At 57.2% G+C, this 25,152-nt stretch carries 23 protein-coding genes; 14 read left to right on the plus strand and 9 right to left on the minus strand.

Going from position 1 to position 25,152, the window contains the following annotated elements:
* Positions 1–27 precede the first annotated feature (27 nt).
* Positions 28–1,416 (minus strand): Re/Si-specific NAD(P)(+) transhydrogenase subunit beta, encoded by a 1,389-nt coding sequence (gene pntB / locus AC6I7A_RS09705; protein WP_058958409.1) that lies wholly within the window; start codon positions 1,414–1,416, stop codon positions 28–30.
* 3 nt (positions 1,417–1,419) lie between these two features.
* Complete coding sequence (gene pntA, locus AC6I7A_RS09710) at positions 1,420–2,952, minus strand: Re/Si-specific NAD(P)(+) transhydrogenase subunit alpha (protein WP_058958410.1); 1,533 nt, start codon at positions 2,950–2,952, stop codon at positions 1,420–1,422.
* Positions 2,953–3,494: 542 nt separating this feature from the next.
* Between pntA and ydgH the strand changes: the two genes are divergently transcribed.
* Together ydgH and AC6I7A_RS09720 are read left to right on the plus strand one after the other, a co-directional pair.
* A complete protein-coding gene (gene ydgH / locus AC6I7A_RS09715; protein WP_046101882.1) occupies positions 3,495–4,448 on the plus strand; it encodes a DUF1471 family protein YdgH in 954 nt (317 codons plus the stop codon).
* 205 nt (positions 4,449–4,653) lie between these two features.
* Positions 4,654–6,045, plus strand: coding sequence for a basic amino acid/polyamine antiporter (locus AC6I7A_RS09720; protein WP_058957859.1), 1,392 nt, complete (start codon positions 4,654–4,656; stop codon positions 6,043–6,045).
* 14 nt (positions 6,046–6,059) lie between these two features.
* On the opposite strand, the gene AC6I7A_RS09725 is transcribed toward AC6I7A_RS09720, so the two are convergent.
* Positions 6,060–6,473: a hypothetical protein gene (locus tag AC6I7A_RS09725; protein WP_058957860.1), complete on the minus strand. Its 414-nt coding sequence runs from the start codon at positions 6,471–6,473 to the stop codon at positions 6,060–6,062.
* A gap of 178 nt (positions 6,474–6,651) precedes the next feature.
* Between AC6I7A_RS09725 and rstA the strand changes: the two genes are divergently transcribed.
* From rstA to AC6I7A_RS09755, 6 genes are all read left to right on the plus strand, one after another.
* Positions 6,652–7,377: a two-component system response regulator RstA gene (gene rstA / locus AC6I7A_RS09730; protein WP_009090075.1), complete on the plus strand. Its 726-nt coding sequence runs from the start codon at positions 6,652–6,654 to the stop codon at positions 7,375–7,377.
* Complete coding sequence (gene rstB / locus AC6I7A_RS09735; RefSeq protein WP_009090073.1) at positions 7,374–8,675, plus strand: two-component system sensor histidine kinase RstB; 1,302 nt, start codon at positions 7,374–7,376, stop codon at positions 8,673–8,675. The genes rstA and rstB overlap by 4 nt, the downstream gene beginning before the upstream one ends.
* A 19-nt stretch (positions 8,676–8,694) precedes the next feature.
* Positions 8,695–10,182, plus strand: coding sequence for a carboxypeptidase M32 (locus tag AC6I7A_RS09740; protein WP_058957861.1), 1,488 nt, complete (start codon positions 8,695–8,697; stop codon positions 10,180–10,182).
* A 156-nt stretch (positions 10,183–10,338) separates the two neighbouring features.
* The gene (gene asr / locus AC6I7A_RS09745; protein WP_058957862.1) at positions 10,339–10,812 is read left to right on the plus strand and encodes an acid resistance repetitive basic protein Asr; all 474 of its coding nucleotides are present in this window, start codon (positions 10,339–10,341) and stop codon (positions 10,810–10,812) included.
* A gap of 82 nt (positions 10,813–10,894) precedes the next feature.
* Entirely contained in the window at positions 10,895–10,975 is an 81-nt protein-coding gene (gene ydgU, locus AC6I7A_RS09750) for a small membrane protein YdgU (protein ID WP_009090068.1), read from the plus strand.
* A gap of 113 nt (positions 10,976–11,088) precedes the next feature.
* Positions 11,089–11,898 carry a trypsin-like serine peptidase gene (locus tag AC6I7A_RS09755; RefSeq protein ID WP_009090066.1) on the plus strand — a complete coding sequence of 270 codons (810 nt, stop codon included), beginning with the start codon at positions 11,089–11,091 and terminating at the stop codon, positions 11,896–11,898.
* 54 nt (positions 11,899–11,952) lie between these two features.
* On the opposite strand, the gene hrpA is transcribed toward AC6I7A_RS09755, so the two are convergent.
* Positions 11,953–15,855 carry an ATP-dependent RNA helicase HrpA gene (gene hrpA / locus AC6I7A_RS09760; protein ID WP_058957863.1) on the minus strand — a complete coding sequence of 1,301 codons (3,903 nt, stop codon included), beginning with the start codon at positions 15,853–15,855 and terminating at the stop codon, positions 11,953–11,955.
* 256 nt (positions 15,856–16,111) lie between these two features.
* Between hrpA and AC6I7A_RS09765 the strand changes: the two genes are divergently transcribed.
* Entirely contained in the window at positions 16,112–16,711 is a 600-nt protein-coding gene (locus AC6I7A_RS09765) for an FMN-dependent NADH-azoreductase (RefSeq protein WP_009090062.1), read from the plus strand.
* Positions 16,712–16,775: 64 nt separating this feature from the next.
* Here the strand turns inward: AC6I7A_RS09765 and AC6I7A_RS09770 are convergent, their stop codons facing one another.
* The 3 genes from AC6I7A_RS09770 to AC6I7A_RS09780 are packed head-to-tail and all read right to left on the minus strand — an operon-like array spanning position 16,776 to position 19,941.
* Positions 16,776–17,114: a YdbL family probable chaperone protein gene (locus AC6I7A_RS09770; protein WP_009090060.1), complete on the minus strand. Its 339-nt coding sequence runs from the start codon at positions 17,112–17,114 to the stop codon at positions 16,776–16,778.
* Between the two features lie 11 nt (positions 17,115–17,125).
* Positions 17,126–17,314 carry a YnbE family lipoprotein gene (locus AC6I7A_RS09775; protein WP_009090058.1) on the minus strand — a complete coding sequence of 63 codons (189 nt, stop codon included), beginning with the start codon at positions 17,312–17,314 and terminating at the stop codon, positions 17,126–17,128.
* A complete protein-coding gene (locus AC6I7A_RS09780) occupies positions 17,311–19,941 on the minus strand; it encodes a YdbH family protein (RefSeq protein ID WP_058957864.1) in 2,631 nt (876 codons plus the stop codon). Before AC6I7A_RS09780 ends, AC6I7A_RS09775 begins: the two co-directional genes overlap by 4 nt.
* Positions 19,942–20,087: 146 nt before the next feature.
* On the opposite strand from AC6I7A_RS09780, the gene AC6I7A_RS09785 reads away from it, so the two are divergent.
* Complete coding sequence (locus tag AC6I7A_RS09785; RefSeq protein ID WP_009090054.1) at positions 20,088–21,080, plus strand: 2-hydroxyacid dehydrogenase; 993 nt, start codon at positions 20,088–20,090, stop codon at positions 21,078–21,080.
* A 31-nt stretch (positions 21,081–21,111) separates the two neighbouring features.
* Here AC6I7A_RS09785 and AC6I7A_RS09790 read toward each other — a convergent pair whose 3' ends face one another.
* The gene (locus AC6I7A_RS09790) at positions 21,112–21,387 is read right to left on the minus strand and encodes a putative hemolysin (RefSeq protein WP_009090053.1); all 276 of its coding nucleotides are present in this window, start codon (positions 21,385–21,387) and stop codon (positions 21,112–21,114) included.
* 184 nt (positions 21,388–21,571) lie between these two features.
* On the opposite strand from AC6I7A_RS09790, the gene AC6I7A_RS09795 reads away from it, so the two are divergent.
* The 4 genes from AC6I7A_RS09795 to ttcA all read left to right on the plus strand — a co-directional run bounded on the left by AC6I7A_RS09795 (position 21,572) and on the right by ttcA (position 24,751).
* A complete protein-coding gene (locus tag AC6I7A_RS09795; protein ID WP_033736241.1) occupies positions 21,572–22,228 on the plus strand; it encodes an MgtC/SapB family protein in 657 nt (218 codons plus the stop codon).
* Between the two features lie 229 nt (positions 22,229–22,457).
* On the plus strand, positions 22,458–22,718 hold the full coding sequence (locus AC6I7A_RS09800) for a hypothetical protein (protein WP_058957865.1): 261 nt from the start codon (positions 22,458–22,460) through the stop codon (positions 22,716–22,718).
* Positions 22,719–23,392: 674 nt separating this feature from the next.
* Complete coding sequence (locus tag AC6I7A_RS09805; RefSeq protein WP_190311342.1) at positions 23,393–23,551, plus strand: hypothetical protein; 159 nt, start codon at positions 23,393–23,395, stop codon at positions 23,549–23,551.
* 264 nt (positions 23,552–23,815) lie between these two features.
* Positions 23,816–24,751, plus strand: coding sequence for a tRNA 2-thiocytidine(32) synthetase TtcA (gene ttcA / locus AC6I7A_RS09810; protein ID WP_009090046.1), 936 nt, complete (start codon positions 23,816–23,818; stop codon positions 24,749–24,751).
* Positions 24,752–24,797: 46 nt separating this feature from the next.
* On the opposite strand, the gene ynaL is transcribed toward ttcA, so the two are convergent.
* Positions 24,798–25,124, minus strand: coding sequence for a proline-rich small protein YnaL (gene ynaL / locus AC6I7A_RS09815; RefSeq protein WP_140925444.1), 327 nt, complete (start codon positions 25,122–25,124; stop codon positions 24,798–24,800).
* Positions 25,125–25,152: the final 28 nt, after the last annotated feature.

Consider the following 25,152-nt stretch of genomic DNA (forward strand, 5'->3'; position numbering starts at 1 on the left):
GGCGGCTGATTAGCCGCCCCTTTTCTGTTACAGCGCTTTGATAATCGCTTCAACGCTGGCTTTGGCATCGCCAAACAGCATCTGACTGTTCTCTTTAAAGAACAGCGGATTCTGCACCCCGGCATAGCCGGTGTTCATTGAACGTTTGAAGACCACCACATTGTGTGCTTTCCACACCTCCAGCACCGGCATGCCGGCAATCGGGCTGCGGGGATCATCCTGCGCCGCCGGGTTCACCGTGTCATTCGCACCGATAACCAGCACCGTATCGGTTTCACTGAAGTCATCGTTGATCTCATCCATCTCCAGCACCACGTCATACGGCACTTTGGCCTCTGCCAGCAGCACGTTCATGTGTCCTGGCAGGCGGCCCGCCACCGGATGAATACCGAAACGCACCCGGATGCCGAGTGCACGCAGTCGGGCGGTCAGATCCGCTACCGGATACTGGGCCTGTGCCACCGCCATGCCGTAGCCTGGCGTGATAATCACCGACGCAGAGGACTTCAGCATCTCAGCCGTCTCTTCAGGGGAGATCTCGCGATGTTCTCCTGCTTCCTGACTCTCATCGCCGCTGCTGGTTTCGGTTCCAAAGCCGCCCGCAATCACGCTGATGAACGAACGGTTCATCGCTTTACACATGATGTAGGAGAGGATCGCACCGGATGAGCCCACCAGCGCCCCGGTCACGATCAGCAGGTCATTGCTGAGCATAAAACCGGCCGCGGCCGCAGCCCAGCCTGAGTAAGAGTTAAGCATCGACACCACAACCGGCATATCTGCACCGCCAATGGAGGCAACCAGATGCCAGCCAAAGGCCAGCGCAATGACCGTCATCAGCAGCAGGGCAAACACCTGCGCCGCGGTGCTGCTGGTGTCAACAAACCAGAGCAGCAGCAGGAAGGAGACGACCAGCGCCAGCAGATTGAGCTTATGACGGTGGGGCAGCGTCAGCGGTCGTGAGGAGATTTTGCCGCACAGCTTGCCAAACGCCACCAGTGAGCCGGTAAAGGTAACGGCACCGATAAAGATCCCGATAAAGACTTCGCTGAGATGGATATTCTCCATCGCGGCCGGCAGGCCTGGCGCATGGTCGATATAGCTGTTAATCCCGACCAGCACCGCGGCCAGACCCACAAAGCTGTGCAGAATCGCCACCAGCTCTGGCATTTCGGTCATTTCGACTTTTTTTGCCAGGCGAATGCCGATTGCACCGCCAATCACCATCGCCAGCAGGATCCAGGCCACATTGCCGCTGTCCGGGCCGAAGATGGTTGCGATGAGGGCAAGCGCCATCCCGCTGATGCCGAAAATATTGCCCCGTTTAGCGGTCTCATGACGCGAAAGACCGGCAAGACTACAGATGAACAGAATGGCAGCCACAATATAGGCTGCAGTGACTAATCCGCCAGACATGAATTACCCCTTACGAAACATTTTCAGCATGCGCTGCGTGACGGTGAAGCCACCAAAGATATTGATGCTGGCAATCAGCACGGCAATAAAGGAGATGAAGGTGACCCAGCCACCGTGCCCCATCTGCAACACCGCTCCGATGACGATGATGCCGGAGATGGCATTGGTCACGGACATCAGGGGGGTATGCAGTGCATGGCTGACGTTCCAGACGACGTAGTAGCCAACCACGCAGGAGAGCGCGAACACGGTAAAATGGGAGAGGAACTCTGCCGGTGCCACGCTGGCCAGCCAGCCAAACAGCACGATTGCCAGAGCCATCAGCAGCGCGGTGCGCCACGGCGAGGCCGGTTTTGCTTCCGGTTTCTCAGCGGGTTTTGCGGCAGCAGGTCTGGCCTGAGGGGCAGCAGAGACCTGAATCGGCGGCGCGGGCCAGGTGATTTCGCCGTCGCGCACCACCGTCACGCCCCGCACCACCACATCCTCAAAATCGACCTGGATTTCGCCATTTTTCTCTTTGCAGAGCAGCTTGATCAGGTTGACGAGATTGGTGCCGTACAGCTGGGAGGACTGCGTCGCCAGCCGGCTGGGCAGATCGGTATAGCCGATAATTTTCACGCCATTCGGTGTCACGGTCACCTGGTCGGCGACGGTTAGCGCACAGTTGCCGCCGGTCTGCGCCGCCAGATCCACAATCACACTGCCCGGCTTCATGCTGGCGATCATCTCTTCGGTGATCAGTTTCGGAGCCGGTTTGCCTGGGATGAGCGCGGTGGTGACAATGATGTCCACCTCTCTGGCCTGGCTGGCGAACAGCGCCATCTCCGCTTTGATAAAGGCGTCGGACATGACTCTGGCATAGCCATCCCCACTGCCCGCCTCCTCTTCAAAATCGAGTTCGAGGAATTCGGCGCCCATACTCTGCACCTGCTCTTTGACTTCGGGACGGGTATCAAACGCCCGGACGATGGCGCCCAGGCTGCCCGCCGCGCCTATCGCAGCCAGTCCCGCCACGCCAGCCCCAATCACCATCACTTTTGCCGGTGGCACTTTACCTGCCGCGGTAATCTGACCGGTAAAGAAGCGGCCAAATTCATGTGCCGCCTCGACGATAGCGCGATAACCGGCGATGTTGGCCATCGAGCTCAGGGCATCCAGCGACTGCGCGCGCGAAATACGCGGCACCGAATCCATCGCCATCACCGTCACCTGACGGGCAGCCAGCTTTTCCAGCAGCGCCGGATTCTGGGCGGGCCAGATAAAACTGACCAGCGTACTGCCTGCACGGGTCAGCGCAATTTCGTCGTCATCGGGTGCGTTTACCTTCATGACGATATCGGCCTGCCAGACCTGCTGACGGTCGCTGAGGGTGGCACCCGCAGCAAGGTAACTTTCGTCATCAAAACTGGCGCGTTTACCGGCGTCATGCTCAAGCGTGACGCTGAAACCCAGTTTGATCAGTTGTTCCACGGTCTTTGGCGTGGCTGCCACGCGCGACTCGTTTGGCAACCTTTCCTTGGGTATTCCAATTAACATAGTGTTTCCTTTCATCGGTTAAAGGATGATGGCCCGAATCCGCACCACGACAGCGCAGCCGAAACGCGGTTTCAGCTGCTTATAGTCGAAATGCAGATATTTCAAAGTGTTTATAACCTACTTAAATTGTGACGCCTGATCCACAGCGGTTACCGCAGATGGAGACATTCACCTGATTATTCAGTATTCGCTTTGAAATCCTGCATTATTACGCTATTAAAACGCGTCATCAGCAGATAATCTGCTATGAAAATTGCGCTCCGGACGAATTAATCAACAATAAAAACCCTTAATTAACAATGCATTAACTGTTATATCGCTAAGTGTTACCGTTTTTAGTGGTAACAGCGCCCAGAAATGACGCCTTAAACGCATTTCATGACAGTCAGATGAAAAACAGGGAGTTGAATAACGCGATATCGCGCAAAAAATCGCTGCGACAGTCTGTTTATAACATGCAATAATCAGCGGCTAATCTGTTATACATCAAGAGTCCAGCACGTTTTCGTACTCATTTTTGCGTAAGGCGAAGGATTATTTTTATGAAGCTGAAGAACACTATTCTGGCGTCCACTCTGTTGTCCCTGCTGGCAGCTAATGCATTCGCTGCGCAGGAGTTAACGCCAGAAAAAGCGGCCGCGTTGAAGCCATTCGAACGTATTAATATCACCGGCCGTTTCAACGCAATTGGCGACGCAGCCGATGCGGTCTCTAAGCGTGCAGATGAGATGGGCGCTGCTTCTTTTTACATTCAGGGGATCAACGACAGCAACGGCAACAGCGGCAACTGGCGCGTTACTGCCGACCTCTACAAGGCTGATGCCCCGGCCGCTTCCGAAACCACCCAATACCGTCGCTTTAACGGCGTCAACGAACTGCCAAAGGCTGAAGCTTATAAGCTCGAACCTTTCGACACCGTTTCCGTCAGCGGCTTCTTTGCCAGCCAGCCTGATGTCAACGATGCAATTTCAAAAGCGGCTAAAGAGAAAGGTGCCGCCTCATTCTTTATTGTTCGTCAGATTGACGCCAACAGCGGCGGCAACCAGTACATCACGGCCTACGTCTATAAAGCGGATGCTAAAGCGCGTGTGGTTCAGACGCCGAACGCGATTCCTGCCGACTCAGAAGCGGGTAAAGCTGCACTGGCTGCGGGTGGTGCAGCGGCCGCTCAGGTTGAAATCCCTGGCGTCGCCTCCTCTGAGACACCGAGCAATAAAGTGGGCCGCTTCTTCGAAACCCAGAGCTCAACCGGCAAGCGCTACACGGTGAATCTGCCAAACGGCAAATCCGTGCAGGAAGTGAACGCGATTACGGCCGCGCAGATGCAGCCGTTCGACACCGTGACCTTTACCGGTCACTTCGGTTCCCCTACCGAAGTTTCTGAAGAAGTGGCGAAGCGTGCGTCTGATAAAGGTGCGAAGTTTTATCACGTGACCCGTCAGTGGCAGAACCAGAGTGGCGGTAACCTGACCGTCACCGCTGACCTGTTTAAGTAATCTCTTCAGGGCGGCGCCCGCCGCCCTGCTGTTTGCATAATTCCTGCGCGGATTTGCATAGTCACGCATTGCCATCCCCCGCCACACTCCGTAAAATCTGCCGCCTGTTTTGCCGGAGTTTGTCCCTGTTTTCTGCCGCGAGTCTGCGATAACCCAGCGATGAAATCCGATTTATCCAGCCATATATGCTAGCGGGAAGGTTGTTTTGGAGAAAAAATTAGGTCTCGGTGCGCTGACGGCGCTGGTACTCAGTTCCATGCTGGGTGCCGGCGTGTTCAGTCTGCCGCAAAATATGGCTGCGGTGGCGGGTCCGGCGGCGCTGCTGCTGGGCTGGCTGATTACCGGCGTCGGCATCATCTTTCTGTCGCTGGCGATGCTGCTGCTGACCCGCCTGAAACCTGAACTCGACGGCGGCATCTTCACCTACGCCCGCGCCGGGTTCGGTGAACTGACAGGCTTCTGCTCCGCCTGGGGCTACTGGCTCTGTGCTGTCATCGCCAACGTCTCCTATCTGGTGATCGTCTTCTCCGCCCTGAGCTTTTTCACGGATACCCCGGATCGGGTGATCTTTGGGGATGGCAACACCTGGCAGGCGATGCTGGGGGCCTCGGTGCTGCTGTGGCTGGTTCACTGGCTGGTACTGCGCGGGGTACAGACTGCGGCCAGTATCAATCTGATGGCGACGCTGGGCAAACTGGTGCCGCTGCTGCTGTTTATCGTGCTGGCGGTGATGGCGTTTAACTACGATCGCTTCCGGGTCGACTTTTCCGGCGTCACGCTGGGGCAACCCCTGTGGGAGCAGGTCAAACAGACGATGCTGATCACTCTGTGGGTCTTTATCGGGGTTGAGGGTGCCGTGGTGGTTTCTGCCCGCGCACGTCAGAAAAAAGATGTGGGACGCGCCACCCTGCTGGCGGTACTGGCCGCCCTGCTGGTTTATCTGCTGGTGACGCTGCTGTCGCTGGGCGTGGTGCCCCGTGCCGAACTGGCCGGGATGCGCAACCCCTCCATGGCGGGACTGATGACGCGACTGATGGGACACTGGGGCGATGCGGTGATTGCCATCGGCCTGATCATCTCCGTCTGCGGCGCCTATCTGAGCTGGACGATTATGGCTGCCGAAGTGCCGCTGATTGCCGCGCAGCAGGGTGCCTTTCCTCGCAGCATTGCCCGGCAAAACCGCCACAACGCGCCCGCTGCCTCACTGTGGCTGACTAACGGCAGTATTCAGGTCTGCCTGATTCTGATCGCCGTGACCGGCGCGGATTACAACAACCTGCTGACCATCGCCTCGGAGATGATTCTGGTGCCCTATCTGCTGGTGGGGTTATATCTGATCAAAGTCGTGCGCGGACAGCACAAGCCGCTGGCAATGACGATCGGTCTTGGTGCCAGCCTGTATGGCATCTGGCTGCTTTATGCCTCAGGCCCCCTGCATCTGATGATGTCGGTGGTGCTCTATACCCCAGGCCTGCTGCTGTTTCTCTTTGCCCGCCGCGGAGGCCGCGCGGCCTCTGCGCTGACCGCACCGGAGCGGATTGTGATGGGATTACTGATCGCGGCCATGCTGCCCGCCGTGTGGCAGCTGACGAGGTAGCGCGAAAGGCGCGCTTAGTGTGACTGCACCGGAATCGACACACACAGCAGGTCATCCTGCTGTGTGAGATTCAGCGGCTTGGCATATTCATGATGAATGGCATCCAGCTGCTCCGCCGACAGCGGATAAGGGAGCTGGATATCAAAGCGGCTGATCTGCTGCTGTTCCGCGAGAGTGACCAGGCGCGCGATGTTAATTTCGTCACTCACCTGGGTAGAAATGATTTGTAATGCTAATTCTTTTAACGGGTCGTCACTGCTCTGTAAGCGGTGGGCTGATTTCCGTGTCACCATGCCAAATATCGGCATCACGCCATAAATCGCATCGACAAAGCTCCAGCGTTTTTTGCAGGAAGCGGAAAGAAAGTCACTGTAATTGAAGCAGATGCGGTCAGGGTATATGGCTGATGCCAGCTCTTTATCAGACACACTAATGCTCCTCATAATAATCAACGATATCCCAAACCTGGCGCAAAAAGGCCGCGCTAATGATTGCACATTTTGCCGGTTATATACCAGCAAGCTAAGGATATTTCGTGCGGTAGCGTAGAGCTCAGGACCAGGAAAAGATATGCTTTCGTCCATCCCTGTCTCTGCTTTGTAAACTATGAACAAAATTGTTTATGTAGAAGATGAACCCGAAGTGGGTTCACTGATTGCGGCCTACCTGGGTCGTCATGACATTGAAGTGATTGTTGAGACGCGCGGCGACCGCGCTGAAGCGGTGATTGCCGAACAGCAACCCGATCTGGTGATGCTGGATATCATGCTGCCCGGCAAGGATGGCATGACGATCTGCCGTGATTTACGGGCCAACTGGCAGGGGCCCATTGTGCTGCTCACCTCACTCGACAGCGACATGAATCACATTCTGGCGCTGGAGATGGGCGCGCAGGATTACATCCTGAAGACCACGCCACCTGCGGTCCTGCTGGCCCGTCTGCGCCTGCATCTGCGTCAGTCTCAGCAGACGCAGCCGGAGGATGCGCCCGCCATTCCTGCCGCGAACCGTATGCTGCGTTTTGGCTCGCTGACCATCGATGCCCTCAATCGACAGGTGACGCTGTTTGACGAACAGATCGCCCTCTCTACGGCCGATTTTGACCTGCTCTGGGTCCTCGCCAGCCATGCCGGTCAGACGCTTAACCGCGATGCGCTGCTGAAAACCCTGCGCGGCGTCAGCTATGACGGTCTGGATCGCAGCATCGACGTAGCCATTTCCCGCCTGCGCAAAAAGCTGCACGACAGCGCCACCGAGCCGTTTCGTATCAAGACCATCCGCAACAAAGGCTACCTGTTTGCGCCTCAGGCCTGGGATACCCGCGTCCTATGAGAAAGCTTTTTATTCAGTTCTATCTGCTGCTGTTTGTCTGCTTTCTGGTGATGGCGCTGCTGGTGGGACTGGTCTATAAGTTCACCGCCGAGCGCGCAGGCCGACAGTCGATGAATGACCTGATGGCCAGCTCGCTCTATCTGATCCGCAGCGAACTGCGGGAGATCCCGCCGCGCGACTGGAACAAAACCATTAAGAGCCTCGATCTTGGCCTCTCGTTTGACCTGCATATCGAGCCAATGAACAAATTCCAGCTCGATGAGACCAACATGCGCCGCCTGCACGCCGGTGAGATTGTGGCGCTCGACGACCAGTACACCTTTTTGCAGCATATCCCGCGCAGCCACTACGTGCTGTCGGTGGGGCCCATCCCCTATCTGTTCTATCTGCATCAGATGCGGCTGCTCGATATTGCCCTGCTGGTCTTTATCGGCATGTCACTGGCGCTGCCGGTGTTTATCTGGCTGCGCCCCCACTGGCAGGAGATGCAGCGGCTGGAAAAAGCGGCTCAGCGCTTTGGTCGCGGTGAGCTGGATGTGCGCACCCATTTTGACAGCACCTCCAGCCTGTTCCGGCTCGGTATCGCCTTTAACCAGATGGCGGAAAACATCAACACCCTGGTCGCCAGTAAGAAGCAGTTGATCGACGGCATCGCCCATGAGCTGCGGACGCCGCTGGTGCGTCTGCGCTACCGGCTGGAGATGAGCGATAACCTCACGGACGCCGAACGGGTGGCGCTGAACCGCGACATCGGTCAGCTCGAAAGCCTGATTGAGGAGCTGCTGACCTATGCGCGGCTGGATCGGCCACGCGTGGACCTCAATCTGAAGTCGCAGGATCTCGCCAGCTGGCTGCGCGAGCGCCTCGATGACTTCCGCACCATCAATCCCGATGTCCGGATCGATCTCGACCTGCCACAGCGTGAAAATATCGGGATTTCTGACAGCCGCCTGATGGAGCGGGTGCTGGATAATCTGGTCAATAATGCGCTGCGTTATGCGCAGCAGCGACTGCGGGTGAGCTTATGGTTCGACGGCGCAACCGGCTGCCTGCAGGTGGAGGATGATGGTCCGGGCATTCCGCCAGAAGAGCGGGAACGGGTCTTCGAACCTTTTGTCCGGCTCGATCCGAGCCGCGATCGCGCGACGGGCGGCTGCGGACTGGGGCTGGCGATTGTCCACTCTATTGCGCAGGCGCTGAGCGGCCAGGTCACCATTGAGGCCAGCCCGCTGGGCGGAGCCAGCGTTCGCTTTTGCTGGCCGGTTGATCTACCCTTGCGGGAAATTCCGCTGCGTTAAACACTTCAAGGAGTCTCACGTGACCTCAGCGTATCAGCACCTTAGCGCGACCTTCCAGCGCCTCTCCCGTTTCAGCCATGTCACGGCCATCGCCGGCTGTGATATGCAGACCACCATGCCGCCAGGCGGCAGTCAGGCCCGGGGTGAAGCCCTGGCCGAGATGAGCGTTCTGCAGCATCAGATCCTGACGGCTCCCCAGGTCGGAGAGTGGCTGAAGGCCGCAGAGCAGGCGTCGCTGAACGATGTTGAGCGGGCCAATCTTCATGAAATGCAGCGTGCTTACCAGCAGGCCAGCCTGCTGCCTGACGACTTTGTGGAAGCCAAATCGATTGCTGGTTCGGTTTGTGAACATGCGTGGCGCACTCAGCGCCCGGCTAACGACTGGCAGGGCTTTGCCACCAACCTGAAAGAGGTGGTGCGCCTGAGCCGAGAAGAGGCGCAGCGACGCGCCGATGCCAGCGGCTGCTCGCGTTACGATGCCCTGCTCGATCTCTATGAACCGGGCATGACCCGCGCCAGGCTGGATGCGACGTTTGGCGAACTGAAAAGCTGGCTGCCCGATCTGTTACAGCAGGTCGTGGAGAAGCAGGCACAACAGCCGATCGTCACGCCGCAGGGGCCGTTCGCCGTGCCTGCGCAGCGCCAGCTCGGGCTGAGCATCATGGAAACGCTGGGCTTCGACTTCAATCATGGTCGCCTGGATATCAGCGCACATCCTTTCTGCGGCGGCGTGCCGGAAGATGTACGCATTACCACCCGTTACAATGAGGCTGAGTTTCTCAGCGCCATGATGGGTGTGATCCATGAAACCGGCCACGCCCGCTATGAGCAGAATCTGCCGCAGCAGTGGCGGGGGCAGCCGGTGGCGCTGGCGCGTTCCACCGCCATCCACGAGTCACAAAGCCTGTTCATGGAGATGCAGCTCGGTCGCAGCCGCGAATTTTTGCAGCGCATTCTGCCGACCATCATCGCCACCTTTGGCGACCAGCCTGCCCTGCAGGCGGATAATTTCATCCGTCTGACCCAGCAGGTGAAGCCGGGCCTGATCCGGGTGGACGCCGATGAGCTAAGCTACCCGGCTCATGTCATTCTGCGCTACGAAATCGAACAGGCGCTGATTGAAGGGGAGATAGAGGTTGAGGATATTCCGGCGCTGTGGGATGAGAAGATGATGCAGTCGCTGGGTCTGGATACCCGCGGCAACTATCGCGATGGCTGTATGCAGGATATTCACTGGACCGATGGCGCGTTTGGCTACTTCCCCACCTACACGCTGGGCGCGATGTACGCCGCGCAGCTGTTCCGCTCCGTCCAGACCGCCATTCCTCAGCTCAGCGAACTGATTCAGCACGGCGAACTGCAGCCGGTATTCGACTGGCTGCAACAGAACATCTGGCAGCACGGCAGCCGCTTCTCCACCGACCAGCTGCTGATCAATGCGACAGGCGAAGCGCTGAACCCGGCTTATTTCCGCCAGCATCTTGAACAGCGTTATCTGAAGAACTGACCCTACGGGCGGCCATCACGCCGCCCTTTCCCCCTTTGTACAATCGGTTACACGCCGATACCAAACACCCACGGACAGGCTTTGTTGATTTCCCTATAGTCTCTTCACCGGCCCCGCAGTGGGCTACACATGAAAAAAGAGTCCGAGGGATTTGCAATGAAAAAATTATTTGCACTGGTTGTCGCCGCTGCTATGGGTATGTCTTCTGTTGCTTTCGCTGCTGAAACCACAGCTGCGCCAGCCGCTGCGCCAGCCGCAACAGCGACCACCACAACCACCGCAGCTGCACCGGCTAAAACCGTTCACAAAACTGCACACAAGAAACACCATAAAGCAGCACAGAAAGCGCAGGCTGCTAAAAAGACTCACCACAAAAAAGCGGTGAAAAAAGATGCTGCTCAGAAAGCGCAGGCAGCTAAAAAAGTTCACCACAAGAAAGCGGTAAAACCTGCTGCCCAGAAAGCGCAGGCAGCTAAAAAAGTTCACCACAAAAAAGCCACTCAGCCCGCTGCACAGAAAGCCCAGGCTGCGAAAAAAGTTCATCACAAGAAAGCGGTAAAACCTGCTCAGAAAGCGCAGGCAGCTAAGAAAGTTCACCACAAGAAAGTTGTTAAATCAGCGGCTAAATAAGATCGCCCTCAGGCGCACAGCCACGCGATAATGCTTAAAAACACCCGGTTCTGCCGGGTGTTTCTTTACTGGAGTGGATGAAATGGTGCGTCGCTATCGCTTCGAAATTATTCTGCTTGTTATGATCCTGTGTGGCATCGTTGCTGCCAGCTTCTTTATTTAACTGCTGTAGCGTACTGATTAACCGATAAAACTCCCTTTTTTAACGCTCACCGACTATAGTTACCGTTCTTACGTGATAACAATAACGTCTATTTTCTCGCCATTGAGATTTCTATGCGCCTGGCTACCTTGTTAATGGTTGGACTTTTCAGCTTTGCCACGACGGTTCATGCCGATGATGACGATGATTCGCCGACACCGGCTGAAATTAAGATGCTGTTCTTCGGCAAGGATCATCGCCAGGCAATCACGGATATCACCGCTGCTCCCTGGGATGCGATTGGTCAGCTCGAAACAGAAAGCGGTAACCTCTGTACAGCCACGCTCATCTCTCCCCATCTGGCGCTGACGGCCGGACACTGTCTGCTCGCCCCGCCGGGTAACTTTGATAAGCCGGTTGCGCTGCGTTTTATGGCCAGCGACAAAGGCTGGCGCTATGAACTGCATGACATTGATGCGCGGGTTGAGCCCTCGCTGGCCTCCAAGTTAAAGGCGGATGGTGAAGGCTGGATCGTGCCGAGCAGTGCGGCGCCGTATGACTATGGCATTGTGATATTACGCAATCCACCGTCGGCCATTACCCCTATCCCGCTGTTTGAGGGCTCGCGCAGCGACCTGACGGCCGCCCTGAAGCTGACCGGCCGTAAAGTGACGCAGGCGGGCTATCCGGCCGATCACCTGGATACCCTCTATTCCCACAGCAACTGTCTGATTACCGGCTGGGCGCAGCGCGCCGTGCTGTCACATCAGTGCGATACCCTGCCCGGCGACAGCGGTTCACCGCTGCTGCTCAACAGCGACAAAGGCTGGCAGCTGATTGCGGTGCAGAGCTCCGCTCCCGCGGCAAAGGATCGCTATCTGGCGGACAACCGCGCGATTGCGGTCACCTCATTTAAAGATAAGCTGGAATCCCTCGCGCAGTAATTGCGTGCAGCCTGAGTGGTTGTCGGGTGCGCACGCTCCGTGCGCACCCGGCTTTCAGCCCGCTATCTGCTCCATCGTCTGCAGAATACGCTTATCTGAGATTGGATAAGGCGTACCCAGCTGCTGAGCAAAGTAGCTGATGCGCAGCTCTTCAATCATCCAGCGAATGCTGAGCACCTCTTCATCATCCTGACGCTGCGGCGGCAGCTTGTTGCGCCACGCCTGGTACGCCTGTTCCACCGCCTGAACTTTCAGCATCCGCGCCCGATCGCTGTGCGGATCGGCAGGCAGTTTCTCCAGTCGCCGCTCGATACCCTGCAGATAACGCAGCGTGTCGGCCAGTCGCTGCCAGCCGTTGCCGGTGACAAAGCCCCGATAGACCAGTCCGTTTAACTGCGCTTTGATATCGGACAGCGCCAGCGCCATGGTCATATCCACCCGGCCTTTCAGCCGTTTATTGATGTTAAAGACCGCCGTCAGAATCTGCTCTACCTGCTTAGCTATCGTCACCACGGTCTCATTAAGCTCACCGCGGACTTTGTCACGCAGCTGCTCGAACGAGGCCTGATCCCAGGCAGGGCCGCCCGCTTCCCCCATCAGTTTATCGATGCCGCAGGCGATGCAGTCGTCGATCAGCTCCAGCACTTTGCCATAGGGGTTAAAGTAGAGTCCGAGTTTGGCCTTGTTCGGTAACTTCTCGTGCAGATACTTCACCGGCGACGGCACATTCAGCAGCAGCAGACGACGCTGGCCACGCCACATCATTTTTTGCTGCTCCTGCTCACTGTCAAACAGGCGGATCGCGACGCTCTCTTTTTCATCCACCAGCGCAGGCCAGGCTTTCACCTGGTAACTGCCGCGCTTCTGTTCATAGCTGCGAGGCAGTTCGCCAAAGCTCCAGAGATGCAGCCCGCTCTGTTCCAGCCCGTCATCGGCCACTTTCGACAGCGTCTCCTGCACCTTGTCCTTCAGCTGGGCCTTGAGCGCGGTGAGGTCCTTGCCTTCCAGCAGTTTACGGTTGTGCTCGTCGACTACCCGGAAGGTCATTTTCAGATGATCGGGCACCTGTTCCCACTGCCAGTTCTCCCGCTCCAGCGTAACGCCGGTCATGCGGCGAAACTCGCGCGCCAGCGCATCTGCCAGCGGCATCTCCATCGCCGTCACCCTTCCCAGAAACGCCTCGGCGTAGTTAGGAGCAGGCACCAGATGGCGGCGCAGCGGTTTCGGCAGCGACTTAATCAGCGCAATAATCAGCTCACGGCGCACGCCGGGGATCTGCCATTCAAAGCCGCTATCCTCAACCTGATTCAGCAACGGCAGCGGTATATGGACCGTCACGCCATCGGCATCTGCGCCTGGCTCGAACTGGTAACTCAGCTTCAGTTTCAGGTTGCCCTGATGCCAGAAGTTGGGATAGTCGAGCTGACTGACCTTGTCCGCGCCCTCTTTGATCAGCATCTGCCTGTCGAAGTTGAGCAGGTCGGCGTTATCGCGGCTGGCCCGTTTCCACCAGCTGTCAAAATGTCTGGCCGAGACCACCTCTTTGCCGATACGCTGATCATAAAAAGCAAACAGCGTTTCGTCATCGACCAGAATGTCGCGGCGACGGGATTTATGCTCCAGATCTTCCACTTCGCTGCGCAGTTTCTGATTGGCGCGGAAGAAAGCGTGACGCGTCTGCCAGTCGCCCTCGACGAGGGCGTGGCGGATAAAGAGTTCGCGGCTCAGGGTGGGATCGATACTGCCGTAGTTGACCTTGCGCGCGGCAACAATCGGCAGGCCATAGAGCGTGACCTTCTCGGTTGCCATCACCGCCCCCTGCGATTTCTCCCAGTGCGGTTCGCTGTAGCTGCGCTTCGTCAGATGCTGCGCCAGCGGTTCAATCCACTCCGGCTCAATGCGTCCCGCCGTCCGCCCCCAGAGGCGGCTGGTTTCGACCAGCTCTGCCACCATGGTCCACTTCGGCGGCTTCTTAAACAGCCCGGAGCCGGGGAAGATGGCGAAGCGGGTATTGCGCGCGCCGGTGTACTCCTGCTTGTCGGCATCTTTCTGTCCGATGTGCGACAGCAGACCACTCAACAGCGCACAGTGAACCTGCTGTAACGGGGCCGGTTCGCTGTTGACCGGAATACCCAGTTCGCGCACCACCTGCCGCAGCTGGGTGTAGATATCCTGCCACTCCCGCACGCGCAGATAGTTGAGAAAGTCGCTTTTGCACTGGCGTCGGAACAGGTTGCCGGACAGGGCTTTCTGCTGCTCCGCCAGATAGTTCCAAAGATTGACATAGGCCAGGAAATCGGAATCTTTGTCAGCAAAGCGCCGGTGTTTTTCATCAGAGGCCTGCTTCTTCTCTGCCGGACGCTCGCGCGGGTCCTGAATCGACAGGCCCGCAGTGATGATCATCACTTCGCGCACACAGCCCAGCCGCTGCGCCTCCAGCACCATTCGCGCCAGGCGCGGATCGACCGGCAACTGCGCCAGCTGTCGCCCGGAGCCGGTGAGGGTGTAGTGACCCGTCTCTTCATTCAGCGTCAGCGCGCCCAGCTCTTCCAGCAGGCGGATACCATCCTGAATATTGCGCTTATCGGGCGCTTCCACAAAGGGGAACGCCGCGATATCGCCTAGCCCCAGCGAGGTCATCTGCAGGATCACCGACGCCAGGTTGGTGCGCAGAATTTCGGGGTCAGTAAAGGCCGGACGACTCAGGAAATCCTCTTCCGAGTAGAGGCGGATACAGATACCGTCGGAAACACGTCCGCATCGTCCTTTACGCTGATTGGCCGAGGCCTGAGAAATCGGCTCAATCGGCAGACGCTGCACTTTGGTGCGGAAGCTGTAGCGGCTGATACGCGCAGTGCCGGGGTCAATCACATATTTGATGCCGGGCACCGTCAGCGAGGTTTCCGCCACGTTGGTGGCCAGCACGATGCGGCGGCCACTGTGTGACTGAAACACCCGGTTCTGTTCGGCGTTCGACAGTCGTGCATACAGCGGCAGCACTTCAGTGTGCGGCAGGTCGCGTTTATTCAGCGCGTCGGCGGTATCGCGGATTTCGCGCTCGCCGCTCATGAAGATCAGAATATCGCCCCGGCTCTCCTGTCCGAGTTCATCGACGGCATCAAAGATCGCCTGCAGCTGGTCACGGTCGCCATCCTCCGCCTCTTCAACCACCGGCCGGTAGCGCACTTCCACCGGGAAGGTGCGGCCGGAGACTTCGATAACCGGCGCATTGTTGAAATGCCGCGAGAAACGCTGCGGGTCGATGGTCGCAGAGGTGATGATCACCTTGAGATCGGGACGCCGCGGCAGCAGCTCACGCAGATAACCGAGCAGGAAGTCGATATTCAGGCTGCGCTCATGCGCTTCGTCGATGATGATGGTGTCATATTGCATCAGCAGACGATCCTGCTGGATCTCCGCCAGCAGGATTCCATCGGTCATCAGCTTGACCTGGGTCAGCTCGCTCACCTGGTCATTAAACCGCACTTTATAGCCGACACAGCCGCCGGGCGAGGTATTCAGCTCATCGGCGATGCGATTGGCCACGGTGCGTGCCGCCAGGCGACGGGGCTGGGTGTGGCCAATCAATCCGGTCACGCCGCGCCCCAGCGCCAGACAGATTTTCGGCAGCTGCGTGGTTTTACCGGAGCCGGTTTCCCCGGCCACAATCACGACCTGGTGATCGCGAATCGCCTCAGCGATATCCTGCTGTTTCTGGCTGACAGGCAAATTGTCCGGGAAGGTGATGGCTGGCGTCGCCGCGCGCCGCTGGGCGACACGCTGTTCAGCGGCGAAAACGTCCTGCTCCAGCTCGCGGGCTATGCCCTGTTGTGCCTCGGGGCTTTTGACTTTTCTGGCCCCCTGCAGACGGCGCTGCAGCCGCTGGCGATCGCGAAGCATTAAGCCGTCGAGCCTGGCCCGGAGCGCGGTCAGTGGAGACGTATCGGGAGATGACATAATAGTGACGTACCTTACTCAGACAGTGTCGCTGCAGAAACAGCGCCCTGGACGCCGGGATAACCAGCTGATTCAGTGAAAATAATTGCGCGCATAATAGCACATTCTGAACTGTTCCGGGGACGTGCCCCGGTTACGCTTATTCAATAAATTCGAACATAGCTCTCGAAATATTGCGCTTTCACCGCGCCATTGATAACCGTAGAGTGTAAACCATTGAGCGGAAACCCTTCCGCGTTACAGACAGGAAATCACCATGAGCAAAGTTTTAGTTCTGAAATCAAGCATCCTCGCAGGCTACTCACAATCAGGCCAGCTTGCTGACTTCTACGTTGAACAGGCAAAAGCCCAGGGTAAAGACGTGACCGTTCGTGATCTGGCGGCGAACCCGATTCCGGTTCTGGATGGTGAACTGGTCGGTGCTATGCGTCCTTCTGACACGCCGCTGTCTCCGCGCCAGCAGGAAGCGCTGGATCTCTCCAACGCGCTGATTGAAGAACTGCAGGCACATGACGAAGTGGTTATTGCGGCACCGATGTACAATTTCAACATCCCGACCCAGCTGAAAAACTATTTCGACCTGATTGCCCGTGCAGGCGTGACGTTCCGCTACACCGAAGCAGGCCCGGAAGGTCTGGTTAAAGGGAAAAAAGCGGTTGTGATCACCAGCCGTGGCGGGATTCACAAAGATACCCCGACCGATCTGCTGACGCCATACGTTAAGCTGTTCCTGGGCTTCATCGGCATCACTGACGTTGAGTTCGTGTTTGCTGAAGGTATCGCCTACGGTCCTGAAGTGGCCAGCAAAGCGACCGCTGAAGCGAAAGACGCGATCAAACAGATCGTCACCGCTTAAAAGGCGCTCATCTCAGGATGAGACGCACACTCAACCGGGCCACGCGCCCGGTTTTTTTTGCGGCTTACGGCGTGCCCGGAGCCTCTTTTCTCAGCCACTGACCGTTAATGCCCCGCACATATTCCCCCACCGCCGCCCGGCTCACCAGTTTCTGCCCGGCAATGCTGGCGATATCCGCCGTGGAGAGATTGTTCTGTTCTGCCAGCCGCTGATATTGCTGATGCCGTCCGGCGTTGATGCGCTGCACCAGTGCCTGGGTTTCGCTGTCTCCGGCGCGCGCCGCGAGGTAGCCGGAGAGCGTTTCGCCCACCAGCCCCGACTGCCGGGCCTGATCCAGCGTCAGCGCCCAGGCAGGCTGCATCATCATCAGCGCGAGTAGCAGCGCCGCGCTTTTGCGTCTCATACGTGCTCTCCTCAGAACAGACCGCTCTGGTTTTTCAGTAACGCTTCCACGTCTTTATCCACCTTGATGTGGATCTCATGCTCAATTTTTACGTTCATATTGATGGTGATGGGATCTTTGGGTGCCGTAACCTCAATGCGCGGCACGCAGCCGATGCTCAGCAGTCCGGCTGCCAGAACCAGTAGTGCCCTCAGGCTCATGGTGAAGTGTCCTTGTTCGATGGCAAAGTCGCGTGTTGTTCCAGCCAGGATTGCAAATTATCGCCAAAGCGCAGGCTGCGCCAGAGCTGAAACAGATTTTCCTGATGATGGTAGTTAAGATTCACCGTCTGACGACGGTTGCTGAACCGGCTGACGCCCTGCACCTCCGCCGTCATGCTCAGGTCGCCGAGGTTATCCAGATTAATCGTCGCCCAGCTGCGGGAGATCTCCATATAGCGTAGCCAGTCCAGCGCCGCGCCGGTGGCGACGTTATTACGGGTAATGGCATCCGCCATATCGTTGTCCAGCCGGAAAGTCAGAGGGCCGCTGTTGGCTATCCACCCTTTCTCGACCAGCCAGCGGGGATTATTGAGCCACAGCGGCAGTTCACCGTTAACCCGTCCCGACATGGCGAACTGCTTAGGCTTCAGTGCGGTCACCAGCTCGCTGAGGCTGATTTGACGCAGCGTTACCCGCGCAGGCTCATGCTGTGGCATCTGCAATGCGGGCAGCGTAATCTGCCCGCCGAGGAGTTCCAGACTGACATCCTGCAACCTCAGCGGCGCGGCTTCGCTCCACGGCCAGCTGCCCTGCAGATCGGCACGGATATTCTGCATCGCAAACTGGTTTTTTACCTCGGCAATGCGCAGGGAAACCGGGCCATGCTGACCAAACTGCCACTGCCCGGCCCTGAAGCGAAAGGGCAGTGAGAAGTCGATACCATTGATCTGGCTGTCCGGCGTCCAGACGCTGCCCTGCTTCACCGACCAGTGTCCACCGGCCTGAAAACCCTGATCGGGGGCAGCGGAAAAGGCGAACTGCGCCTGCAGCTGACCATCCTGAATCTGCATTTTCATGTCCGGGCTGATTAACGGCTGAAACACCCGGAGCGACTGTGACGGCCACCAGGCCTGACCACGCAGCCGTTCGCCATCCCAGCGACCATTGACCCGCAGCGGGCCAATCCTGCCGGCATTCAGGCTGCCCCGCCAGATAAAGTCGCCGGGGTCACGGCCTTTCGCCTCGAAATCGAGCGTAGAATCAGCCAGCCTGCCGCCATAGCTGAACCGGGTCTCGCCCGCCTGCAGCCGGAAATGGCCATTAAACGCCGGGTGGGCCGCATCGCGCTGCCAGTTAACGGGTTCAGTGAGCGTCAGACGCGGACTGGCGACGTTGACACTGCCGTAGGCCAGCTGATTAAACCCGGTGGAGAGCGTATCCAGATGGATCAGCGTATCGTGCCAGCCGCCCGTGCCTTTGACATCCCAGCGTGCCTGAAGCGGCAGCATCTCGCCTCCGCCCCAGTAACGCCAGTTCCATTCGCCCTTATCAGGCCAGAAGTCGCTGGCACGCCCATCGAGATGCAGCCGGAAACGGCCAAAACTGGCATCGTGCGCGTTAAGAATCGCCTGCAGACGGCCATCAATCCCCTGCGATGAGAGGCGCACACCCGCCAGCGGCCAGCGCGCCTCGTCCACCTCCAGTGTGGAGAGCAGGCGGCCCCGCAGGCGCAGCAGCGATTTAGGCTGGAGTTGCAGCTGAGGATCGAGGAGTGACCCGCTGAGCACGCCCGGAATAGAGCCGTAGAGTTGCAGTTCCGCCAGCTTACTTTCGCCGGTCAGCTGAAACGGCAGATGGCTCTCTGTCAGGCTGAGGTGGCCGGGGCCGAGACCCAGTACAACGTTGCCCTTGCCGCCGCGCCCGCGGGTCAGCAGATTGAGGCGTCCGCTGATCTGGCTCTGTTCAAGCCCCGACTGCCAGTTCTCCAGCGTCAGATTAACAAAGCCGGAGAGCGGCTGGGCGGTGAACGGCCAGTAATATTCCCCCTTCTCAATCTGAATCTGGTCGCGACTGATCTGCCAGGGCAGACGCAGAAGCGGGCGATCCTGTTCCGCCGTCGTTGCGACAACTACGCCCTGCTGCTGCTGCCAGCTGAGGCTGAGCTGAAGCGGATGCGGCAGCGCAGCCAGCGCCAGTTGTCCGGCCACCTCGCCATTTACCGGCAGGTCACTGGCAAAGGTGGGAAGTTCAAGATGACCCTTGAGGGTGATGGGTTCAGAGAGTGCCGGATGGGTCAGCGTCAGATGGTCGACTGCCAGTTGCTGACCGGTCAGCGTTGCCGCCAGCTGCAGATTGTCACCCCGATAAGTCAGACGCTGGCGATCTTTTTCCAGCGTGAGATCCAGTGCACCCGCGTAGGTCTGCCACGGGGCCACCGTCAGCTTATCCAGATGGACATCGGCACCCGGCAGCATTGCCTGCCATTCGGCCAGCGTTCTGGGCGAACCGGGATTGTCGTCGGCCGTCGGCAGTTTTTGCAGGCAGGCGCTGTCCAGCGTCAGCGCGGCCGCGTTAAGTTTCCAGCGCGACTGATGCCAGCCCAGCGAGACGGCTTCTACCGTTGCCAGCGTACAGTCGCCCGCCAGATAACGAATTTCTGGCAACCACAGGCCTCCCTCCCGCCAGCGCGGTGCGCCAGACAGCTCAATGCGTGTCTCCTGCGGCAGCCAGATCCCGACCAGCCGGGGCAGCCATTGTGTCACTGTTAACATCAGGCCGAGCAGCAGCAGAATCAGCGCCAGAATAGCCGCCAGCCGCCGCCGGACTCTCCGTGGCATAAAAGCCATAATCCTTTTCCTCACCCTATCCTGACCATGATGATGGCATGTAAATTGCGCGAGGTGAAGGTCTGCCCCGGACGCATTTCAGCGGTTTCAGCAAAGTCCGTCAGAAAACGTTATCCTTGGTCTATCACCTCTGCAGGAGCACAACGATGAAGATCGCGGTTTACAGCACCAAGCATTACGATCAGAAATACCTTGAGCAGGTCAATCAGCAGTTCGGCTTTGAACTGGTGTTCTTCGACTTTTTACTCACTGAAAGCACAGCAAAAACGGCAGTGGATTGCGATGCGGTCTGCATCTTTGTCAATGATGATGGCAGCCGACCGGTGCTGGAAGAGCTGGCCGCGCTGGGTGTGAAGTATATCGCGCTGCGCTGCGCCGGTTTTAATAATGTCGATCTGGACGCTGCAAAAGAGCTGGGCCTGGAGGTGGTGCGTGTGCCCGCCTATTCGCCGGAAGCGGTCGCGGAGCATGCTATCGGCCTGATGATGACGCTGAACCGCCGTATTCATCGTGCTTATCAGCGCACCCGTGACGCGAACTTTTCACTCGACGGCCTGACCGGCTTTAACATGCATAACAAAACGGCGGGCGTGATAGGCACCGGTAAAATCGGCATTGCGACCATGCGCATCCTGAAGGGCTTTGGCATGCGGCTGCTGGCGTTTGATCCCTGGCCAAGCGAGCAGGCGCTGGAACTTGGCGCGGAGTATGTCGATCTGAAGACGCTGTTTGCGGAGTCGCACGTCATTACGCTGCACTGCCCGCTGACGCCGGAAAATCACCATCTGCTCAACGCCGAGGCGTTCAGCCAGATGCGTGACGGCGTCATGATTATCAATACCAGCCGCGGTGGCCTGATCGATTCACAGGCGGCGATTGATGCGCTGAAGCAGCAGAAGATTGGCGCGCTCGGCATGGATGTTTATGAGAACGAACGCGACCTGTTCTTTGAAGATAAGTCGAATGATGTGATTCAGGACGATGTCTTCCGCCGTCTGTCGGCGTGCCATAACGTGCTCTTCACCGGCCATCAGGCGTTTTTAACCGCCGAAGCCCTGACCGCCATTTCTGAAACCACGTTAAGCAATCTCAGTCAGCTCGATCGCGGTGAAAACTGCCCGAACCGACTCTCTGTCTGAGGGTGCGGGCCGGAGCAATCCGGCCTGTCTATCAGCGCGCGCAGTGCCCGCCGATCAGCGCCTGCTCATCACAACGACGCCCGTTCACTAACTGACACATCCCCACCCGGGATCCATCCAGCTGATGCGAAAAAGCCAGGGTTCCGCCTGCATTTTCACAGGTGCTTTCTGCCAGAGAAGACATCACCACGCGGGGCTGAACATGGGCGGCGGTGGCTTGTTGCGGTGGCTCGTTATCATCACTGTGGCTGCTGCAGGCAGAGAGGAATAACGCGGCACCGGCCAGCAAAAAGGTGGCTGCTTTCATCAGTCGGACTCCGGGAATTGGGATAATAGGCTGGCTCAGCATATGTCAGGCAGCACAAGTGGTCGAGAGGTGAAACAGCTTTTTACAAATTTCTGCGGCGTGTTTTGCAAGCAGAATTATCTTGTTTACCTGGTAACACTGAACTGTCACCCTTTTCCGGCCCCCCTTATTTCGGAGTAAAGCCATGTTAATGGATATGTTAATTCGCATTGCGCTGGCCGGTATTCTAGGCGGCCTCATCGGCCTGGAGCGGCAGATGCGGGCCAAAGAAGCCGGACTTCGCACCCACATCCTGGTCGGGATCGGCAGTGCGATGTTCATGCTGGTGTCGAAATATGGCTTTGCCGATATGCTGAACAGCGACCATGTCGCGCTGGACCCCAGCCGTATTGCGGCGCAGGTGGTCAGCGGCATGGGCTTCCTGGGCGCGGGTACCATCATGATCCAGAAGCAGGTGGTGAAAGGCTTAACCACGGCGGCGGGTTTATGGGTAACCGCAGCGATTGGCCTTGTCATCGGCAGCGGCATGTATGAGATCGGCATCTATGGCACCGTACTGGCGCTGGTCGTGCTGGAAGTGTTCCGCCGTCTGAGCCACGTGTTAATCGGTAAACACCATACCCTGCTGGTATTCCTGAAGCCGAAGAGTGTGCCGCTGGTGCTGCTGGTGATGCAGCGGGAAGGCATCCGCTACGGCAACGTGACGGTGATTAATCGCGATCAGGAAAGCGGACTGTGTGAACTCAGCGTGCAGGTTACGCTGTCGCGCAGGTCAAATGACGCGCATCTTTACGATAAGGTGATGGAGATTAAAGGGGTGCAGTCGCTGGAGATGATGTGAGCATCTGCCCTGCCTCACCGGGCCGGTGCGCCAGCCCGGGGAATACCAGCCCCAGAAAATGTCGGCGCAGACGATGGCGCTCCCCTTGCCTGCTGCCGACGTTGTTAACAGCCTGATCCACTCTCACCCTTCAGAATGACCATCCCCTGACCTGACACATGGAGCCGGTCAGAAATTAATGACATAATCCGGTATTATTTATCAGCGAAATGATGACAGCCGGAGACCAATGCGCCCTGACTCTGACCCTGCAGACAATGCCCTGTCCGCGACCGCACGTAAAAGCAACTGGCGCGGGCTAAGCCTGCTGACGGTTATCCTGCTCACGGCTGCGGTGGCCATTATCATGATTCTGGACCATCGCAACTCAGTGAATAATGCGCTTGAAACCGGACAATGTCTGGCTGAGGAAGGCGCTGAAAACATTCTTGGCGTACTCAGGCATTTTTTACACCATGCCTATCGCTGGATCTTTAAAGCCTGCGGCTAATTAAATTCAGTGCAGCAGAAAATGGAGTAAGCCATGCCGGTTCAGCAGCAGCAGAACGCCACCATACATTACGGCGACATAACAGATTAAAAAAAGCAGCAGCGTCATGAAAAATTTCACACCAGACTTTTTTATTTTGTGATCGTTATCCGGCTTTCTCATCGTGGTTAATCACCACTCCTTTTTTAACCTGATTGCACAGAGGGATATTAAACGGTTCCTTTGTTCCGCAGTATTGCCGAAATGTGCGAAACGAATCCCCGGATGTCTGTCTGTTGATTTTACGTTGGATAAAGCCCAGCCCGACGACGTTATGCTTTTTCATCCGGGTGGACACGTTCTCAAGAAACAAACAACTGATTGTTTACTATTTCATTTTCCAGAGAATAAAGTGCAGTCTGAAATTAACAGAGAGTTCGATTCAGGCCATTAAACCAGCCTGTCGATGAAGCTGATTATAATCTTTTCCGCTCAACACAGATTAAACCGCGTGCGACTTTCAGATCACTCCGTTTAATCTATCCCAGCCTGACTCACGCAGAACTCCCGATTTAAAAAGCAAAATATTTAAATTTGATATGGGTCAAATTTCACTCACGATATAATAGTGCCTGTTTATGTCTGATTGATCTTTACCTGCTCATGCTGGTTAATTTGCTGAACCGGTGGCATCAATGAAATATCTGTTAATCCTCTCCTTCATTTTTATGATCGCAGGCTGCGCGACAAAGAACGATAACGCGCGAACCGCGACTGACCAGGCTTCATCCCCCTCCTGCTCCTCGCACAGTGATGAAATCGACTGTCAGTGGAAAGAGGTCCCCGCCAGCTGAGGAGGTAACGCTGACTTTTCTCCGCCGCATGCGCCACTGTGAAATGCTGCAACATCCCTTTATCTCCCCGTTTGCCTTTACGCAACGTGCGGAAGGTGAACTCTGGCGTCTTAATCCGCGGATTACTTCACTCCGGCACTGGCATTCGCGGCAACAATCCGTACCATACGCTGCATATTCGTGACACCGCAGAGAAGTGGCTGGCTGAATGCGCACGTTGATTTGCCCTCAGGCTACGCTTTCTGGTTTTAGAGATAGGTAAAAATGCAAGATAATCAAACGGTTGACAAGAAAGAACAGTACAACCTCAATAAACTGCAGAAACGCCTGCGCCGTCATGTCGGCGAAGCCATTGCAGATTTCAATATGATCGAAGAAGGTGACCGCATCATGGTCTGCCTGTCGGGCGGAAAAGACAGCTATACCATGCTGGAAATTCTGCGCAGTCTGCAAAAAAGCGCCCCGGTCAGTTTCAGCCTGATTGCCGTTAACCTAGACCAGAAGCAGCCTGGCTTCCCTGAGCATATCCTCCCGGCCTATCTGGAGTCTCAGGGTGTGGAGTACCGGATTATCGAAGAAGATACCTACTCCATCGTCAAAGAGAAGATTCCGGAAGGGAAAACCACCTGCTCTCTCTGCTCACGCCTGCGCCGTGGCATTCTGTACCGCGTTGCCACGGAGCTGGGCTGCACGAAAATTGCCCTGGGCCACCACCGCGATGACATTCTGCAGACGCTGTTCCTCAACATGTTCTATGGCGGGAAAATGAAAGGCATGCCACCGAAGCTGATGAGCGATGATGGCAAGCAGATTGTGATCCGCCCGCTGGCCTACTGCCGTGAAAAAGATATCATCCGCTTCTCGGAAGCGCGTCAGTTCCCGATTATCCCCTGCAACCTCTGCGGTTCTCAGCCAAACCTGCAGCGTCAGGTGGTAGCCGATATGCTGCGTGACTGGGATAAGCGCTACCCGGGCCGTATCGAAACGATGTTCAGTGCGATGCAGAATGTCGTGCCGTCGCATCTCGCCGATGTCAATCTGTTCGACTTCAAAGGCATCAAACATGGCGATGCGGTGGTGGACGGGGGCGATATCGCCTTTGACCGCGAAACGCTGCCGTTGCAGCCGGCAGGCTGGCGGCTCGATGATGAAGATGCCCCTGTCACAGGCGCACGTCTGGATGTGCTTCAGATTAAGTAAGTGCCGGAAAAACAGAAGGGCGTGCTGCTGGCAGCACGCCCTTCTTTTATATGTTGCGGTGTGGCGGTGGATCCATTATCGGCGGAAACTCCGGATCCGTCGGCGGATCGGGCTGAGGTTGCGGATGGGGGATCGGGTCAGGAATCGGGGTCGGATCCGTGGGGATCGGCTCGCTGTTATAAATCGCGCTCATGCCGTACTCCTTTTCTTGCGAATGGACTTTAAGCTTAGGTAAGGAACGGCGTTCCAGCCAGCCAGGCAAAAAAAAGCCGGCGCACTGGCCGGCATGTTTCGAATTAAATGTGCTATGCATTAATTCTAAATCAGGAAGTAAGACAATATGGAGCGCAACGCCCATCGCTTGACGTTGCATTCACCTGCGGGAGAGAGTTTGCGTCAAC

The organism is Type-F symbiont of Plautia stali, assembly GCF_059731105.1.

Excerpts from the sequence above, each read along its gene's own strand:
- pntB (WP_058958409.1), bottom strand. The coding sequence starts at position 1,416 with ATGTCTGGCGGATTAGTCACTGCAGCCTATATTGTGGCTGCCATTCTG.
- pntA (WP_058958410.1), bottom strand. The coding sequence starts at position 2,952 with ATGTTAATTGGAATACCCAAGGAAAGGTTGCCAAACGAGTCGCGCGTG.
- ydgH (WP_046101882.1), top strand. The coding sequence starts at position 3,495 with ATGAAGCTGAAGAACACTATTCTGGCGTCCACTCTGTTGTCCCTGCTG.
- rstA (WP_009090075.1), top strand. The coding sequence starts at position 6,652 with ATGAACAAAATTGTTTATGTAGAAGATGAACCCGAAGTGGGTTCACTG.
- rstB (WP_009090073.1), top strand. The coding sequence starts at position 7,374 with ATGAGAAAGCTTTTTATTCAGTTCTATCTGCTGCTGTTTGTCTGCTTT.
- asr (WP_058957862.1), top strand. The coding sequence starts at position 10,339 with ATGAAAAAATTATTTGCACTGGTTGTCGCCGCTGCTATGGGTATGTCT.
- ydgU (WP_009090068.1), top strand. The coding sequence starts at position 10,895 with ATGGTGCGTCGCTATCGCTTCGAAATTATTCTGCTTGTTATGATCCTG.
- AC6I7A_RS09755 (WP_009090066.1), top strand. The coding sequence starts at position 11,089 with ATGCGCCTGGCTACCTTGTTAATGGTTGGACTTTTCAGCTTTGCCACG.
- hrpA (WP_058957863.1), bottom strand. The coding sequence starts at position 15,855 with ATGTCATCTCCCGATACGTCTCCACTGACCGCGCTCCGGGCCAGGCTC.
- AC6I7A_RS09765 (WP_009090062.1), top strand. The coding sequence starts at position 16,112 with ATGAGCAAAGTTTTAGTTCTGAAATCAAGCATCCTCGCAGGCTACTCA.
- AC6I7A_RS09770 (WP_009090060.1), bottom strand. The coding sequence starts at position 17,114 with ATGAGACGCAAAAGCGCGGCGCTGCTACTCGCGCTGATGATGATGCAG.
- AC6I7A_RS09775 (WP_009090058.1), bottom strand. The coding sequence starts at position 17,314 with ATGAGCCTGAGGGCACTACTGGTTCTGGCAGCCGGACTGCTGAGCATC.
- AC6I7A_RS09780 (WP_058957864.1), bottom strand. The coding sequence starts at position 19,941 with ATGGCTTTTATGCCACGGAGAGTCCGGCGGCGGCTGGCGGCTATTCTG.
- AC6I7A_RS09785 (WP_009090054.1), top strand. The coding sequence starts at position 20,088 with ATGAAGATCGCGGTTTACAGCACCAAGCATTACGATCAGAAATACCTT.
- AC6I7A_RS09790 (WP_009090053.1), bottom strand. The coding sequence starts at position 21,387 with ATGAAAGCAGCCACCTTTTTGCTGGCCGGTGCCGCGTTATTCCTCTCT.
- AC6I7A_RS09795 (WP_033736241.1), top strand. The coding sequence starts at position 21,572 with ATGTTAATGGATATGTTAATTCGCATTGCGCTGGCCGGTATTCTAGGC.
- AC6I7A_RS09800 (WP_058957865.1), top strand. The coding sequence starts at position 22,458 with ATGCGCCCTGACTCTGACCCTGCAGACAATGCCCTGTCCGCGACCGCA.
- AC6I7A_RS09805 (WP_190311342.1), top strand. The coding sequence starts at position 23,393 with ATGAAATATCTGTTAATCCTCTCCTTCATTTTTATGATCGCAGGCTGC.
- ttcA (WP_009090046.1), top strand. The coding sequence starts at position 23,816 with ATGCAAGATAATCAAACGGTTGACAAGAAAGAACAGTACAACCTCAAT.
- ynaL (WP_140925444.1), bottom strand. The coding sequence starts at position 25,124 with ATGCAACGTCAAGCGATGGGCGTTGCGCTCCATATTGTCTTACTTCCT.